We start from the raw sequence: 15,286 nt of genomic DNA on the forward strand, positions 1-15,286 counted from the left end.
GGGACCTATATGGGTGTCTTGAACGTTACAGGAAAACTCTTAAGGTTGGTGACGATAAGCATGGCCATAACCCGGACGCGCACGATGCCGAGCAGGTTGATCGTTGTGAAGATCGCCTATGATGACGAGGCCGCCGTCTGGTATATTGACCAAAGCACTCTGGTGGGATTGAGAGCCGAAGCCCCGACAGCGGATGCCCTTATCGACCGCATTCCCACGATGATTACGGATCTCCTCGATGTGGGGGGCGGTGGGGTGTTCGAGGTGCCCGTTGAAATCATCGCCTCGACCCGGACCAGTGTCACCATCCACGAGGCCGCCTGAACGACGACACGAAAGCCGTGAAGGAACTTCTGAAAGCGGCGGGGTGCTATTTCCAGCGGCAGGGCAGGGGTGACCACGAGATTTGGTTCAGCCCTATCGTGCAAAGGAAGTTTACGGTGGATGGAGCGATGAAGTCGCGGCACACCGCGAACGGCACACTCAAGGATGCGGGGCTCCCAAAGGCCTTCTGAATCGATCATGAGCCGCCTCCGGGCGGCTTTTTCTTTGTCTAGGCTCGCTCTCAGCGGGCCTTTTTCTTTTGGAGAAACCGAATGACCGCAGTTCCGGCTCCGATCTCGGGGCTTCCCCGCTTCAAGCATGGGCAGGTGCAATACGGCGCGAAGGCCTATGTCTTCGAGGCTGGAACCACGACGCCCAAGCTCACCTACAAGGACCCGACCTTCAGCCAGGAGCACACGCATCCCGTGGCGGTGGACGGGGAGGGGAACTTCCCGGCGATCTATATCGGCGAGGGGAATTACGACATCCGCATCGTGGACGGCGCGGGCGCGGTGATCGGCGCGCTGAACCAGCTTCAAGGGGCCGTCACCGAGGAAACCGAACCCCCGCCCGACCCGGAGGACGTGGACGCCACGAAGCTTCACCAAACCGGCGACATGAAGATCCGGTACGACTCGGGCGTTCTGCAGGGTTGGGTGCGGGCGAACGGGCGCAGCATCGGCTCGTCGTCCTCCGGCGCATCGGAGCGCGCCAATGCGGATAGCCAGGCCTTGTTCCTCCATCTGTGGGCCAAGGATCCGAACCTGACGGTCCTTCCGTCCCGCGGCGTGTCCGCCGCCGCGGACTGGGCCGCCAACAAGACGATCGCGCTCCCGGATTTTCGGGGCCGCGCCCTCGTCGGCCTGGACGATATGGGCAACACGGCGGCGGGGCTTCTCACCGGCGTGACCTTCACGTCGGGCAGCGCGACGACCCTGGGGGCGAAGGCCGGCGCATCGACCGTCACTCTCACGACCGCGCAGATCCCCGGCCACACGCACACGGCAACCTCCGCTTCCGCCGGCGGGCACAATCATACGGTCACGGGGACGACCAACACCACGGGCAATCACAGCCATACCTACACGCGGCCCCCAGGCGAACTGGACCACCCGGCCGGCACGAATGCCGGCTTCGAAACCCGCGGACACAACACGACGGCCAACACCGGCACGGACGGCGCTCACGCGCACAGCGTCAGCGGCTCGACCAACACCACGGGCGCCCACACGCACAGCATCAATGTGGAACCGGCCGGCGGCGGCGAAGCGCATAACAACCTTCAGCCGTCCTTCCTCGTCAGCGTCTACATCAAGCTCTAGGACCGCGCATGTTCACAGGCCACCTACCGCCCATCTGGCAGAGCCGCACATGGGTCGGCACCTTCAAGCTGACCCACAAGGACGATCACGGCGCCCTTCAGCCCATTCCTCGCGACGAGTTGGAGGACGTCACCTTCACGGGCGGGCTCTACGAGCCGGGTTGCTCCGGCCCGCTCGTCGCCGCTCAGACGTCGTCCGGCATCGAGGTCGTGTCCGACGGCGTCGTCGAATGGCGCATGGAGGCGTCGGCAACCTCCAATCTCCGTCCCGGCGTCTACGTTCTCAAGCTCGATGTCTCGAACGGCACGAGTGTCGAGCCCCTGTTCGAAGTCAATATCCCTGTGAGGTGCTAGATCATGGCGCTCTTTCCTTCCGCCCCCGGGGGCGTTCAAATCGAGGTGCTGCCCCGCTGGCCCGGCAAGATCGTCGCCACGGGCGGCATCAAGGCGGCAGCGACCGGCGGAACCGTCACCATCGAAAGCGACATTCCTTCTCTCGTCGAGGTGACGCCCGCCGACAACGAGGGGCGCTTCGTCCATGTCTGGAACGAGGCGACCGACACCAACGAGCGCGTCGAACTCGTCAACCTTCCGACCCAGAGCCAGTCGTGGAACGAGCTGACCGACAAGCCGGCCGCGTTTCCGCCCGATTACCATACGCATATCCCGGAAGACATCGAGGGAAGCACATCCGTCGGCATCGCCGTCTTCAGTGCCCCCTCCCAAGCGGCGGCCCGAACCGCCATCGGGGCGGCCGCGGCCAACCATAGTCACACGGCTTCCCAGGTCACCGATTTTTCTGAGGCCGTGGACGACAGGGTCGCCGCGCTTCTCCAGCCGGGAAGCGGTGTCAACCTGTCCTACAACGATACCGCGAACACGCTGACGATTTCGACGAGTGCGACAGGACCGGCAACGGCACTTGCGACCTACTCCACGCGGAACAGCACACAAGGCCATATCCCGACGGGGGCCGGCACTCCCCAATGGACGGACGGCCTCCTGCTTATGAGCGTCACGATTACTCCTAGTGCTGCCACCAACAGAATCCGATTGTTTTTCAATGGGCTCGCCGGGACAGGCGCCGAGACGTCATTAACGGCCGCTCTTTTCCGGGGCACGACGTGCATTCGGGCCGTGAGCCAGTGGGCGTTCACCAACGTTCCAACGCTGCTGACCCTGCTGTGCGAAGACACCCCGAACACGACTTCGCCCATCACCTATTCCATCCGCATCGGGACGGCCACGATCCCGATGTCACTGATACTCAACCGATGGACCGCCAGCAGCGACTTGGGTACTGCTCCTGCATTCACGCTGATTGCCCATGAGGTCATTCCATGAGCTACACGATCTCCGCCGCGCGATACGGCAACTCCGAAAATACGGCAGCCACGATCACCACTGATGAGGCGGGCGATATCGCCGTCAGCGAGGCCGATACCCCCGGCCTATGGGCCGATTTCCTGGCATGGGTTGCGGGCGGCGGCGTTCCCACGGCCTATGGTGCGCCAGCGCGCTATCTCGACCGGTACACCTTCTACCGGGAGCTTGTGACGCAGACGCTGTACGGCTCTTTCAACACGTGGCTGGCAAGCCAGGCCGACGCGGTGAAGGCGTACTTCACCCATGCGCCGGGCTTCCTCGAGGACGACGCCAAGATCGAGGATGCCATGATGGCGTTGAGGACGACGCCAGGGGATTTTTATACGACCGCGCTCACCTGACGCGGCGTCTCGGTCGAGGATGCGGACCCGCCCATGGAGGCGGGTTTTTTTATGGGAGAACTGACAGTGACGGACATCTTCAGGGCGAAAGCGCCGAAGGTGATGGCTGATCTCATGCGCGACTTTCCGCTGGATGCGGAAGACGCGGCAGCCATCCTCGGCAATCTGGGGCACGAATGCAGCGGCTTCCGCAGTCTTCAAGAACGCGAGCCTTTGGTAAAGGGCTCCCGCGGCGGCTACGGATGGTCGCAATGGACGGGCCCGCGCCGCAGGGCCTATGAGGCGTTCTGCGAGGCGCTCGCCCTGGATCCGGCCTCCGACAGGGCGAATTACGGTTTTCTCATCGAGGAACTGAAGGGCTCCGAGAAAAGGGCCGTTCCCGCCGTGATGCAGGCGTGCGGCTTGCGCGACAAAGTCATCGCCTTCGAGAAGACGTTTCTCAGGGCCGGCATCAAGCACTACGGCAGCCGCCTGAAGTGGGCCGAGGAGGCGTTGAGCGCCTGGGCGGACTATATCCCGCAGCCTCCCGATATCGAACCCATCCTTTCCCCGAAAACCTCACGGCTCGGTGCTCTGCTCCGGGCCTTTTTCAATGCCCTGAGAAGGAGGTCGTGATGGCCGCAGGAGCAGCAATCGGCGCAATCATCAGCGAGGTCATCGCTCCCGTCGTTCTGGATGCGCTGAAGACGGATACGACCGGCAAAAGCCCGGATGAGATCAAGACCACGGCGGAAGAGCGAGCCCGGCAGATCGCCATCGATCTGGCCGACGCCCAATCCGAGAGCTGGTTCCAGAAGGGCTGGCGGCCCTTCGTGGGATGGGTGTGCGGCTTCGGGCTCCTGGCCTCATGGGCGGGGATGCCGTTCGGCCTGCACATGATCCCGCCGGATCAGCTTTATCCGCTTCTCTACGGGCTTTTGGGGCTTGGCGGCTATCGGTCGGCCGAGAAGGTTATTCCGGCCGTGGTCGGTCAGATGAAGGTTCGCTCATGAGCGACGACACGGGTCTGACCGCCTTCAAGGTCGAATTCGCGGAGTTCAGGGGCGAGTTGAGAACGGAGTTCAAGAACCTCGCCCGTGACGTGCGCAACCTGACGCAGAAGATGGACGAGCAATCCGTCCACTTCGTGCCCCGCAAAGAGATCGAGCAGATGCATGCCGCCATGGACGGAAGGGTCTCCAGTCTGGAGGACAGCCGGACATGGCTTGTCCGCTGGATCGTCGGCGCCTGGCTGGCAGGGATCGCCGCCGTCGCGACGTTCTTCAGCGAGCTCCCCCATTAGCGCATCGCGCGAACGACCGGCCCTGGTTCTTCGCAAGAACGATGCGCTAGCCGCAAGGCGGGCGTGAATTGTCGGGCGGCGTCATGGAACGCGCCGCGGCGGCATGGGCAGATGCTTGAAGGTGTAGCCAAGGACGGCATTGGTGATCGTCGGGCGGCTGACCCCATAGTCGCGAGCGAGCCTCGTGAACTCTCTTTCGCCGGCGGCATAGCGAAGCCGAGCCTCGAGGACCTGCTCGGTTGTCAGTTTCTCGCGCTTCATGCCTCTGCCCGACTCGTTGTGAACAAAGGATGAACATGTCGGGCAATGGCACAGGAGTCGAGAACCAATTCATTCGAACAGTGTTGCGCGGTGAAGAACGGGAATAAGCCGATCACGCCCGGTCGACGGTTCTCCCATCCGTAGCGTTCCGACCGTCGAAGAAGGCATCCCTCTGCTCGTTGCTCCTCGCCGCAAGCATGGCTTGTTCGGGGATGTGCGTCCCGAACCGTGGCGTCCGGTGCCGTTTCGTTCCGAACCTGAATTTTGGGGGTTGCGCCCGAAGGTCGAAATCGCTAGATGATCCAAGCCGTTGAGGCGTCGGAGCGTAGCGCAGCCCGGTTAGCGCACTAGTCTGGGGGACTAGGGGTCGGAGGTTCAAATCCTCTCGCTCCGACCATTATATTCCAAGAGCTTACGGGCATCTTGGGTTCTCTCTCCAACCTTCAGTTTGCAAATCGGTTTGCAGATTATGCGCCGGTTTTGTTCCGGCGGTGCTCGTCCAGCTTGGCGATGGCTGATTCTGCCAGAGTCCGAGTCCGGGCCAAATAGCGATCCAAAATCTTCTGTGCATGAGCTTGGGTGTGACCGGTGATGGTCGCGATCTCCGGCACCGTTGCGCCCGCCTCCGCTAACATTGTAACGGCCGCCCCCTCGGCATCCGCTGCGCGCCGCCTTCGGGCGGCGGCTCTCACTTCAAGGTCTCTTACCCTTCCCAGGCGGAGATTCTGACCATCCCCTACCGAAACCCCATCAAGAGCGTTTATGTTCGGAAACTCGTCCGGTTCTGCCGTTCCGTGGAGGCCAGCAATGCCCGTTCATGAATATCGCATCATCCTGGAGCAGCTTTCCCAGGAGGACGGTGGCGGCTCGCTTGCCCAGGTGCTGCAGCTCCCGGGCTGCATGAGCGATGCGGAGACGCCGGAGGAGGCCGCTCACAATGTCCAGGACGCCATTGCGGCTTGGATCGAGGAGGCTCGTGCCATTGGGCGTGAAGTCCCTGCTCCAGCCCGGCACGCCGCCTGAATCAAGCACAACAATGGCTCGACGCAGCATCCGAGCGAAAACAACCCAAGAAGAATTCGATGCGTTCCATCCCAAGATCCGGGGGATGCTCAAGCGGCGCCGGAGCGAGTTGAAGCGGATCAAGGCAGCTTTCTGGCGGCGGCTGCGGGCGAGCCTCCGGAGCAGACCACAATCCGGGGACCTATAAAGCCACGAGGCCAAGTCGGTTTAAACCTGAGGCTCCGCAGGATCAGGCTGCATGAAGGGCTGCCGTTGCACAGCAAGGAGTCCTGACAGATAGGTGGCCATCGGCGTTGGATCGACAGCGCCCCGCATAGCGGATGCATCGAGCTCGCGCAGAGCTTTCTGGTAAGGATCTCTGTCCGCCATTATCAAGTCTGCGACAGTTGGAACGCCCGGCAGGCATACGCGAAGGCTCGCGCTGTGCGACCATTTCCGCGGGGAAGGCCGAGAGCCTTTCCAATGCCCTCTCCCAAGGGGGGCTCTTCGACGGGCAGCTGAGAATGCTCCTGGCTTGATCTCGACATACTGCGCCAGCTTCATTCCTATCCGCAGTTCCGTCGCAAAGGAAACGGGAACTGCCGCGCCTGCGCGATACCGAACAAATGGATGGTCTCCACTTTCCGCCCTTCGTTTTGACGATAGAGGCGGCCGAACTCTGCCCTCAGCTCTTCCAATGTCATGACTGCTCGCCATGTGTGAATGGTTAAGCTTTAGCACAAGCACGAGCTTAGGACGCGATTGCGGGTTCACTCCCTCCCATCCGGAGCTAGGGGAGAGGTGAGGGCGGCGTGAGCCTTGCGGTAGCGTTCCAGCCGCTCCTCGTCCCGGGGTGTGATGATGGTCAGCCGCCCGAGGTCCATGTTGTCTTCCAGATCCGCCAGTTTTACGAAGGTGGCGATCCGGCTATTGCCGCAGCGGGCGACAAAATCCTGATAGGTCTCTTCCTTGCGCCTGGTGAGGGCGTCGAGCGCCTCTATGGCCGCAGGGCTCAAGCCCGCAGAGGAAAGCCTTTCCAAGGGCCAGTCCGGGCAATCTTCCACAACATCGTGAAGGACGGCGACGATCCCGACATCGGGCTCGTCAACCCGGAAAGCCTTCTGCATCACCCGGAGCGGATGCAGGATGTAGGGAGCGCCGCCCTTGTCTACCTGACCGGCATGCGCCTCGGCCGCGATAGCGATGGCTCGTTCAAGGGTGCTCATCTTTCACCTCGACTCTGCGACTGTGTGCTGTCCTGACTTGCGCATACGAGCGAAGCGGAGGTCAATTCCTTATTCCTCTCATCCATTGGTATTCTCCCTCCCATCCAGAGCACCTCCCATCCAGAGCACCTCCCATCCAGAGCAAAGGGGAGAGGTGAGGGCGACGTCGATCATGGCCCTGTAAACATCGGCATTCTCGGCGTTCTGATCCGGGAAGGCGTTGATGTTCGCGTGAAGCTCGGCCTCGACCATTGCCTCATTCGGCTGCCGCATGGCCCCAATGGCGGATGCCGAAGCGTTCAAGCGCTTCCCAAAGGTCAGGAGCCCCGCTGGAAAGAGCCATGTCGAGGAGCTTTGCCAATGGCTCGCCGGCATCGGTTATCCGGTGGGCGTATCCGAGTTTTGTCCGGTAGCTTGACAGTCGGTCGGCCAGCCTGAAAACTCGCGCTGGGGGATTTAGAAATGGCTGGACTGCTTGGCGCCTTCTTGGGGGCGGTGCTGCTGACCCAATTGTTCCTATGGCTCCTACGCTCATGGAAAGCCGAATATCCTCGTCTGATCACCGCAAACGGCCTATCCTTGTGTCTTGCAACCGTTCTGGCCGGCTTCGGGAATGCCTATGGCGGCGCTCCAGATTTCCAGAAGAGCTTCGCCACCTATGTGCTGCCTCAGTTCGTATGTCTCTTGCTAGGTCTGTACCGTGCCAACAAGACGCCCGGTTCATCATCTGAGAACACAGGGGCCGCTCAGGTCAGTTCCGAAGGGCGGGCTCATCAGGGTCGGATCGAGCCCAAATTCGAGGAACCCGAATCCGTCCCAACAGAGATCGCTCGGCAACTTGATCAAGACATCAAAGCGTTTGTGACTTCTGCGGCTCCAGCAGCAGCACCCCCACCATCCCAACGCGGTCGTCGGAACTTCGTCGCCCGCCATTGGCGCGGCGAGTTTCCGCTCTGGGTCTCCTATTGGGTCTTTGGTTTCTTCTCCAACCTGGCGCTCATGGCCTTCTCTGGAGTGATCGCCGCCACGCTGACCCCGGCAGGCGGTTATGATCCGACCAAGATCCTGATCGTGCTCGTCGCAATCTGGATAGGCGTCGGCTTGATTGCCGTGTGGCAGATGATGGGTATCTGGCGCTCGGCTAACCGGTACGTCGATCAGAAGCACAAGACCCTCTGGCCCGCCTTGGCGAAGATCGCCGTCATCCTGGGGGGTCTAAGGATCCTCATCGACTTCACACAAAGCGGATACCCACAACTCCTGGAAACCTATCAGATCGCCTTCCACGACGACCCAACGATCCCGGCCTATTCCATTCGCATCATGCGCAACGGAACTGAGGTCGAGGTGGCGGGAGGCTTCAAATTCGGCTTGGACGATGACTTCAACCGGGTGGTCAAAGCTCTTCCGAACCTGAGGGTGGTTCATCTCAACAGCGACGGTGGCCGTATTGGAGAGGCCAAGAAACTCTACCGGACGATCCAGAAGCTGGGACTCACCACCTATACATCGGATCGGTGCCAGTCCGCCTGCACGATCGCCTTCGCGGCGGGACGTGAGAGATGGATCCGCCGGGATGCAAAACTCGGCTACCATGCCTCAAGCTTCCCCGGGATGACCGCCCAGGAAATTCGTGAATCTGATCAGGACGGTCGTGATCTCTTCATCGCATCCGGCATCACGCCTGACTTCGTCCATAAAGCTCTCTCCACGCCCAACCAGTCCATGTGGACGCCGAACCCGGACGAGCTGATGGCCGGAAGGGCCATTAGCGGCGTCGTTGACAATTCGCTCTACGCGGCGTCCGGATTTGGAGCCAATCTGACGCGTGAGACACTATCCGATAGGCTCACCGAAGTCGGACTCTTCTCAGCGATCAGAGATGCCGAGCCTAGGGTGTACTCGGATATCGTTGACGATTTCAGCCAAGCCTACTTCGCTGGCGAAACGGAACTGGTCATCTTCCAGAAGGCTCGGGCCAAGATCTTCCCCATCATCCAATCCCGGCGGGGCACGGCCGATGATCGGACCGTTCTCGATCTTGGACGCCTTCTGATCGAGCAGCTCCAGGCGCTTTCCGTCAAAGACAAAGCATTGTGTTACCAGTACGCGTCGGGGGTTGGGGGGAGCACCAGTTTCAGCCAATACCTTCCGCCGGCGCTCGTTTCCAAGGAGCTCGAGATCTCCGAGAGGCTTATCCGCTCCCCCAGAACAGGAATTTCAGTGAGCCCCGCCACATTGGACCAGTACTGGAGCAAGGTAGGCGTTCGTCTGGCCTCACGCTTCAACAGCGATACGATTGCTCTCCTGACGGCACAGGGCATCCGGCCTACCCAGTACGGGGCCTATTGCGATCTAGTCGTTGCGATGTACCAGGAAATCCTGGCCTTGGGAGACGCGCCTGCAGCGAATGTCCTTCGACAGAATTTCGCCGATTCTGTTGGAGAGCAGAACTGATCCTTAAGGCAACGTGCGAAGAAGCGGGAACCGGTTCTTCGCGAAGAACGATGCTTCATCAAAGAGAGAGCAAACATTCTGATCCCGTCAGAATGCAGTATGCGCTGGCTTCTTGCTATGCCGAGCCGGTCCCCGGACATGCCCTGATGCATGCCTGGGCTTACCGGCGCATCATGCGGACCCGGCGGGCCGCGTTCGCGAAAAGTGGACCCGACTTGATTCCTTAAACCCGGACAAGTTTGGGTTGGAGTTTTCCGCGCTATTGTCCCTGGCTGAGATGGACCGGAAGGCTCATGAAGGCAGCGCGGATCACGGATGCTCAGAAGGCTTCATCCTCAGGCAGGGCCCGGATGGAACGCCGGTGCGGGAGATAAGCCGGGCCCGCGCTATCCCTTCCTCGCGCGAGCCTCCTGGAGCCGCTCGATGGTCGCCTTGATCCCCTCGGCGGCCTTCAGCCCACGGATGGCGATCACGCCGCGGTCGATGGTCTTCCCATCCGCATCCTTCCGGCCGTTGAAGAAGGCATCCCGCTGTTCCTTGCTCATCTTCAGGACGGTACGGGCTTCGGTTTCGATCCGCCATTCCTCGGACCAGGTGTTGACGGGCTGGCCGGTGAGTTCGGATAGGGCGGTGTTGTCTCGGGTGTCGGTCATGCCCTGCCTATGGCAGGGAAGGGTGAAGAGAGGGTTAGGTGCGGCGGATAAAAAAATAGCGCCCCTCATACGCGGGCGCCGAGTTACCGATCCCTAGGGGCAAACCAAGACCGGGGACATGGATAAGCTCCAGCCTGCCGGGTTGTTCAGATATGACGCTCACTCTTTCGGGGGAGCCGTTCCATTCATTCATTCAGCCTCTACCGGAAGGTGGCAAAGGGGAGATCTCGCGGTCGCTGTCGGGTGGATACGACTGTCGGGTGGATACGCCTTGGGTGCCCATAAACAACAAACGCCCGCCGGGAGGCGGGCGAGGGCGTTTGCTGCAGTGCAGAGAGCTTTAGGCCGCAACGGCTCGGCGAGCGACCGTTTCGATCTCGAAACGGGCGATGCCGAAATCGCTGAGCTGGCGATCCGAGAGAGCCGACAGCTCATTGACCGTCGCGCGATAGCGGAAGTAGGCCTGGATCTTGGCGAGGATGAGTGAAACGAACATTGAGAGCTCCTGTGAGTTTGCCTGCCATTTCGGCGATGGCCTGTGTTCTTGCCTTGCGATGCAGCAATACGCCCATGCGGTGCACAAAAGGAGCGCTCATTCCGAAGGCCAGATATGCGGCGGTATCATACCAAAGTATAATAGCGCCTCAGGCGTCCCCGCCGGCCTTCCACCATCGGACGTGACATCGAACCCAGATCCCATGCTCTCGTCGCGCCACTTCGGGAATGACACTCACGCGGGATCGCGTGTACGCTCCTGCCATGTTGAAGGGTTCTTGCGCTTGCGGGCAGGTCCGCTACGAAATTCGGGGCGACCTCCTCGGCCCGATCACCTACTGCCATTGCTGGCGCTGCCGAAAGCAGTCAGGGTCAAGCTTCGGCACGACGGCAGGCCTCAAGGCGACGGCACTTGCCTTTGCGGCCGGTGAGGACCTGATGCGGAGCTGGGAGTCGAGCCCTGGCGTTCGGCGCTTCTTCGCTAGCTGTTGTGGGTCCCCAATCTACAAGCGGGACGATGGCGACCCGGAGGAGCTCGGGTTTCGCCTCGGGACATTGGATAGCAATCCGTCCATGACGGCTGAGATGCACTTCTGTGTCGACTCGAAGGCTCCATGGGTCGAAATTGACGATGCTTTGCCCCGGAAACCCGGAGGACCTCCATTCGGCTTGCGCGATTGAGGCTTCGCAATTTCCGATAAGGTCCGTTCGTGGAAACCAAGCGGTGAGCGCAGCCGTGGCCTCCTCTCTGGCCTTCGATTCGCTGAAATCGAACGGGTTGTGCGGCGGCCCATGATCGCAGGGGTAAACGGGCTGCGCCAGGAGCCCGCGGGACAGGACCAACAGCTCCATGGAGCGCCGCATGCAGTCCCGATGGGCGGCTTGTGGCTGACCGGCACTGCGACTGGCCTTGGTCCAGCCGCGTCACACGCGCCGAACGCGAGCGCATCCATCAGAATATCATTGCTTCTTTTCGCAAGGGTCGCTTTGACCTGGATCAGGTCGGCGAGATCCGATCAATGAACCTCCCACCGTTGCGCCCACGAGGGGCTTGGTTCTGTCCAGCAATTCGCGGGATCGCCTGATCGTTTCCGTCGAGCCGGCCATCATCTGCTTGTTGTAGTCGGCAGGCGTAAGGGGGCGTGTGGCCCGGGCCATGGGGCGCTCCTCTGCTTTGCAGGCGGGAGCGCGCGTCTCTCTCAGCCACCAGAGCCTACGGTTCGGGATCGGCTGGTGATGACAGGGATATAGGGCCGTCAGGGCGGAAGTCCACATGAGGACCGCGTTCGCGGATCGCGAGGACCGCGTTCACGGATCGCGAGGACCGCGTTCGCGGATCGACAGTCGTCCGCTCCGTCTCCGAAAGACCCCGTGAAACGCCCCGCGGACGCTTCCGGACCCGTCGGGCAGCTGCCGCATTTTGCCTCATAAAACAGCTTTGCTAGTGAGATCTTAATCCTGTAGCGGCAACGTTTCCGTTGCGTCATGCGGGGCGGACGGTCGTGATCGGACGGTCATGGTTGGGGGCGCGGGATCCACAGGCGCGTGAAGGCGGTCCATGGTAGACACGACGAGAACATTCAGCTTGCCGAAATGGCGGTTCACGCGCTGGCTGGCCGACCCGGGCAAGGATGTCCCGACCGAGATCCGCCACGCGCTGATCTCGAACCTGTTCGGGACGTTGCCGATCTTCATCGGGGGCGTCGCCAACACGATTCTGGTGTCGGGCGTCATCGCCGTACGCAAACCCGAGCCGCTGTTCCTGGCCTGGCTGGGGCTCGAGGTCCTGCTCGGGATCGTGCGGACAGTCCTGATCCTGATCGCCTATCGGGGCGCGGCGCGGCAGCAGGAGACGCCGACGGATCTGTATCTCGTTCTCGCGCTCGTCTGGGCCTTCGGCGTCGGCGCCGGGGCCTTCATCAGCCTGCTGAGCGGAGACTGGGTCGTGGCGGCGCTCGCATGCCTCTCCGCGGCCGCCATGATGGGCGGGATCTGCTTCAGGAATTTCGCCGCGCCGCGACTTGCGGCGGCCATGATCGTGCTGAGCTTCGGGCCGGCCTGTCTCGGTGCGGTGTTCTCGGGCGAGCCGATCATGCTGCTGACCGGTCTGCAGATTCCGTTCTATCTCTACGCCATGAGCAAGGCGGTCTACCGGCTCAACGGGATGCTCGTCTCCACCATGCGGGCCGAGCGCGACAACGACCATTGGGCGCGGCACGACATGCTCACGGGGCTCGCCAACCGGCGCTCCCTGGTGGAGCTCAACGAGAGCGCGGCGGAGCAGGCCGTCGTGCTCGTGCTGATGGACATCGATCATTTCAAGGCGGTGAACGATACCTACGGCCACCAGGTCGGCGACTCCGTTCTCCAGGCCGTCGGAAAGATCATCGCCGGACATCTGACGCCCTATGGCGCGGTCGGCCGATTCGGCGGCGAGGAGTTCGCACTGATCGCGCCGACCGGCTCCGCAGACGCGCTTCTTCCCGCCCTCGGCGAGCTTTTGGCCATCATGGAGAAGACGCCCATCGTCGCCGCAAAGGCGACGGTCCGGCTGACCCTGTCCGTCGGCGTCGCCGTCCGAGAGGCCTTCGAGCCGTTCGACCAGGCCTATGCCGCGGCCGACGAGGCGCTCTATCGCGCCAAGCGGGCCGGGCGCAACCGGATCCAGGTCGCCGAGCGGGTCAAAGTCGCCGGCTGACGACGCAGTGAGGATCCCTGCAGTGTGGATCCCTGCAAGGTCAGCTCAGGCCGGCGACGCTCATGTCGCCCTGTTCGGACAGCTGCGGGCCGAACTGGGCCGTGCCGAGCGTGGGACGCCCGGTGATCAGCTCCGCGCAGCGGCTCCCGAGCATCATCGCCGGGGCGTTGGTGTTGCCCGCGTTGATGTTCGGCATGGCCGAAAGATCGCAGACCCGCAGGTTCTCGATGCCGCGCACGCGCAGCCGCGAATCGAGAACCGCCATGGGATCGCTGGACGTGCCCATCCGGCAGGTACCGCTCGGATGATAGTTGGTCTTCACGAACCGGCGGCAATGCTTCATGAGCGCCTCGTCGCTCATATCGTCCGGATCGGGGATCGCGATGCGCGCGATCCTGTCCGAAAGCGGGCTCGTCCGGAAGGCGCGCAGGAAGAAGCGCTGTCCGTCGATCATCGTGCGGGCATCCGCCGGGTCCTTGAGAAGATGGGGCGAGACGAGAGGCATGTCGTCCGGATCGGCGGAGCGGAGCCGGACGAACCCGCGGGATTTCGGCTTCACCACCACCGTGGTGATCGTCACGCCGTAGGTGTCCTGGACAAGGCCCAGCGTGTCGCGGTCGAGATAGACGATCGGCACGCAGAAGGCCTGGATCGTCGGCTCGCCGTCGGGGTCCGCCGGGTTCACGAAAGCGCCGGCCTCCACGCCGGCGGACAGGATGGGGCCGCTTTTGAACAGCCTGAAATGCAGACCGTTGAGCAGCATCCGCCAGCCGACGCCCTGCTTGTAATAGCCGTGGGGGCCGTTCACCGTCGCGATCATCGGAACCTCGGGATGGTCGATCAGGTTCTCGCCGACGCCCGGAAGATCGGCGATGCACGTGATCCCATGCTCCTTCAGCCGGTCGGCCGGGCCGATCCCCGAGAGCATGAGCAGCTGGGGCGTCACGAGCGAGCCCGAGGCCATGATGATCTCGCCGTCCGCATGCACCCGATGATCGGCGCCCCTGGAATCGCGGTAGGTGACGCCGACGGCGCGGCCGTTCTCGATCTCGATCCTGCGCACGCGCGATTGCAGGCGGATCACGAGATTGGGATTGTCGGCGAGCGGCGCGAGAAAGGCGTAGGCCGCGCTGCTGCGTTTGCCGCGCCGGTTCATGAACTGGTAGAAGCCGACCCCGCGCTGCGTCGGGCCGTTGAAATCGGGGTTGAACGGCTCGCCCAGGGCCTGCATGGCCTGCACGAACCAGCGCGACAGGTCGTTGATGTGCCCGGGATCTGAGACGAGCAGGGGGCCGTCCGCCCCATGCAGGTCGTTGTAGAACCGGTTGTTGCCCTCCATGGTGCGGAAGTGCGGCAGCACGTCGGCCCAGCTCCAGCCCGGATAGTCGTTCTCGCTGCGCAGAAGCGCGTGCCATTCGTCGTAGTCGGACGGCCTTCCGCGCATATAGACCTGAGCGTTGACGGAGGAGCCGCCGCCGAGGACGTTGGCCTGCGGAATGTCGTGCACGCGCCCGTCGAGATGCTCCTGCGGCACCGTGTGGTGATAGCGCATGTACTTGCTGCCGTTGATCATCTTGAAGATCCCCGGCGGCATGTCGAGGAGCGGGTGCCGGTGCGAATAGCCGCCTTCGAGCAGCAGGACGCGGGCGCCCTCGTTGACCAGCCGGGCCGCCGCCACCGACCCTGAAGAGCCCCCGCCGACGACGATATGGTCGAAACGCTCCTTCATGCCTGAATCCTTTTCTGCCAATCCCATGCTCCTGACAATCCATGCGCTGTCGGGATGTCCCTCGATCAGCCCGTCCGGCCGCCGTCGATGACGTGACGCTGTCCGGTCGTA

Annotated in this window: 18 protein-coding genes and 1 tRNA gene; 13 read left to right on the plus strand and 6 right to left on the minus strand. The window is 62.4% G+C overall.

Annotated features, from left to right (window positions below; translation table 11 throughout):
• Positions 1–84: 84 nt before the first annotated feature.
• The 8 genes from RE429_RS10570 to RE429_RS10605 all read left to right on the plus strand — a co-directional run bounded on the left by RE429_RS10570 (position 85) and on the right by RE429_RS10605 (position 4,654).
• Positions 85–324 carry a DUF1902 domain-containing protein gene (locus tag RE429_RS10570; RefSeq protein WP_414470742.1) on the plus strand — a complete coding sequence of 80 codons (240 nt, stop codon included), beginning with the start codon at positions 85–87 and terminating at the stop codon, positions 322–324.
• A gap of 272 nt (positions 325–596) precedes the next feature.
• The gene (locus tag RE429_RS10575; protein WP_414470743.1) at positions 597–1,646 is read left to right on the plus strand and encodes a phage tail protein; all 1,050 of its coding nucleotides are present in this window, start codon (positions 597–599) and stop codon (positions 1,644–1,646) included.
• A gap of 8 nt (positions 1,647–1,654) precedes the next feature.
• Entirely contained in the window at positions 1,655–1,999 is a 345-nt protein-coding gene (locus RE429_RS10580; protein WP_414470744.1) for a hypothetical protein, read from the plus strand.
• Between the two features lie 3 nt (positions 2,000–2,002).
• Positions 2,003–2,989: a hypothetical protein gene (locus tag RE429_RS10585; RefSeq protein ID WP_414470745.1), complete on the plus strand. Its 987-nt coding sequence runs from the start codon at positions 2,003–2,005 to the stop codon at positions 2,987–2,989.
• Positions 2,986–3,372 (plus strand): hypothetical protein, encoded by a 387-nt coding sequence (locus RE429_RS10590; RefSeq protein WP_414470746.1) that lies wholly within the window; start codon positions 2,986–2,988, stop codon positions 3,370–3,372. The genes RE429_RS10585 and RE429_RS10590 overlap by 4 nt, the downstream gene beginning before the upstream one ends.
• A gap of 66 nt (positions 3,373–3,438) precedes the next feature.
• The gene (locus RE429_RS10595) at positions 3,439–3,987 is read left to right on the plus strand and encodes a phage tail tip lysozyme (protein ID WP_414470747.1); all 549 of its coding nucleotides are present in this window, start codon (positions 3,439–3,441) and stop codon (positions 3,985–3,987) included.
• Positions 3,987–4,364, plus strand: a complete 378-nt coding sequence (locus tag RE429_RS10600) for a 3TM-type holin (RefSeq protein WP_414470748.1) — start codon at positions 3,987–3,989, stop codon at positions 4,362–4,364. Before RE429_RS10595 ends, RE429_RS10600 begins: the two co-directional genes overlap by 1 nt.
• On the plus strand, positions 4,361–4,654 hold the full coding sequence (locus tag RE429_RS10605) for a hypothetical protein (protein WP_414470749.1): 294 nt from the start codon (positions 4,361–4,363) through the stop codon (positions 4,652–4,654). Before RE429_RS10600 ends, RE429_RS10605 begins: the two co-directional genes overlap by 4 nt.
• An 81-nt stretch (positions 4,655–4,735) precedes the next feature.
• On the opposite strand, the gene RE429_RS10610 is transcribed toward RE429_RS10605, so the two are convergent.
• Positions 4,736–4,915 carry a hypothetical protein gene (locus RE429_RS10610; protein WP_414470750.1) on the minus strand — a complete coding sequence of 60 codons (180 nt, stop codon included), beginning with the start codon at positions 4,913–4,915 and terminating at the stop codon, positions 4,736–4,738.
• A 319-nt stretch (positions 4,916–5,234) separates the two neighbouring features.
• Between RE429_RS10610 and RE429_RS10615 the strand changes: the two genes are divergently transcribed.
• Positions 5,235–5,312: transfer RNA gene (locus RE429_RS10615), tRNA-Pro, on the plus strand.
• A gap of 410 nt (positions 5,313–5,722) precedes the next feature.
• Complete coding sequence (locus tag RE429_RS10620) at positions 5,723–5,938, plus strand: type II toxin-antitoxin system HicB family antitoxin (RefSeq protein ID WP_414470751.1); 216 nt, start codon at positions 5,723–5,725, stop codon at positions 5,936–5,938.
• 749 nt (positions 5,939–6,687) lie between these two features.
• Here the strand turns inward: RE429_RS10620 and RE429_RS10625 are convergent.
• Together RE429_RS10625 and RE429_RS10630 are read right to left on the minus strand one after the other, a co-directional pair.
• The gene (locus RE429_RS10625; RefSeq protein WP_414470752.1) at positions 6,688–7,143 is read right to left on the minus strand and encodes a GTP pyrophosphokinase; all 456 of its coding nucleotides are present in this window, start codon (positions 7,141–7,143) and stop codon (positions 6,688–6,690) included.
• A 78-nt stretch (positions 7,144–7,221) separates the two neighbouring features.
• Positions 7,222–7,395 carry a hypothetical protein gene (locus RE429_RS10630; RefSeq protein ID WP_414470753.1) on the minus strand — a complete coding sequence of 58 codons (174 nt, stop codon included), beginning with the start codon at positions 7,393–7,395 and terminating at the stop codon, positions 7,222–7,224.
• A gap of 210 nt (positions 7,396–7,605) precedes the next feature.
• Here RE429_RS10630 and RE429_RS10635 point away from each other — a divergent pair, with 210 nt between their 5' ends.
• A complete protein-coding gene (locus RE429_RS10635; protein ID WP_414470754.1) occupies positions 7,606–9,600 on the plus strand; it encodes a hypothetical protein in 1,995 nt (664 codons plus the stop codon).
• Between the two features lie 386 nt (positions 9,601–9,986).
• Here the strand turns inward: RE429_RS10635 and RE429_RS10640 are convergent, their stop codons facing one another.
• Positions 9,987–10,253 carry a hypothetical protein gene (locus RE429_RS10640; protein ID WP_414470755.1) on the minus strand — a complete coding sequence of 89 codons (267 nt, stop codon included), beginning with the start codon at positions 10,251–10,253 and terminating at the stop codon, positions 9,987–9,989.
• A gap of 340 nt (positions 10,254–10,593) precedes the next feature.
• Positions 10,594–10,749: a DUF1127 domain-containing protein gene (locus RE429_RS10645; protein ID WP_414470756.1), complete on the minus strand. Its 156-nt coding sequence runs from the start codon at positions 10,747–10,749 to the stop codon at positions 10,594–10,596.
• A 263-nt stretch (positions 10,750–11,012) separates the two neighbouring features.
• On the opposite strand from RE429_RS10645, the gene RE429_RS10650 reads away from it, so the two are divergent.
• Positions 11,013–11,429, plus strand: a complete 417-nt coding sequence (locus tag RE429_RS10650; RefSeq protein ID WP_414470757.1) for a GFA family protein — start codon at positions 11,013–11,015, stop codon at positions 11,427–11,429.
• Positions 11,430–12,306: 877 nt separating this feature from the next.
• Complete coding sequence (locus RE429_RS10655) at positions 12,307–13,446, plus strand: diguanylate cyclase (RefSeq protein ID WP_414470758.1); 1,140 nt, start codon at positions 12,307–12,309, stop codon at positions 13,444–13,446.
• A gap of 40 nt (positions 13,447–13,486) precedes the next feature.
• Here RE429_RS10655 and RE429_RS10660 read toward each other — a convergent pair whose 3' ends face one another.
• Positions 13,487–15,175, minus strand: coding sequence for a GMC family oxidoreductase (locus RE429_RS10660; RefSeq protein WP_414470759.1), 1,689 nt, complete (start codon positions 15,173–15,175; stop codon positions 13,487–13,489).
• Positions 15,176–15,286 lie beyond the last annotated feature (111 nt).

It is taken from the genome of Microvirga sp. M2 (assembly GCF_047497095.1).
In the GTDB taxonomy this organism is placed as follows: Bacteria; Pseudomonadota; Alphaproteobacteria; order Rhizobiales; family Beijerinckiaceae; genus Microvirga.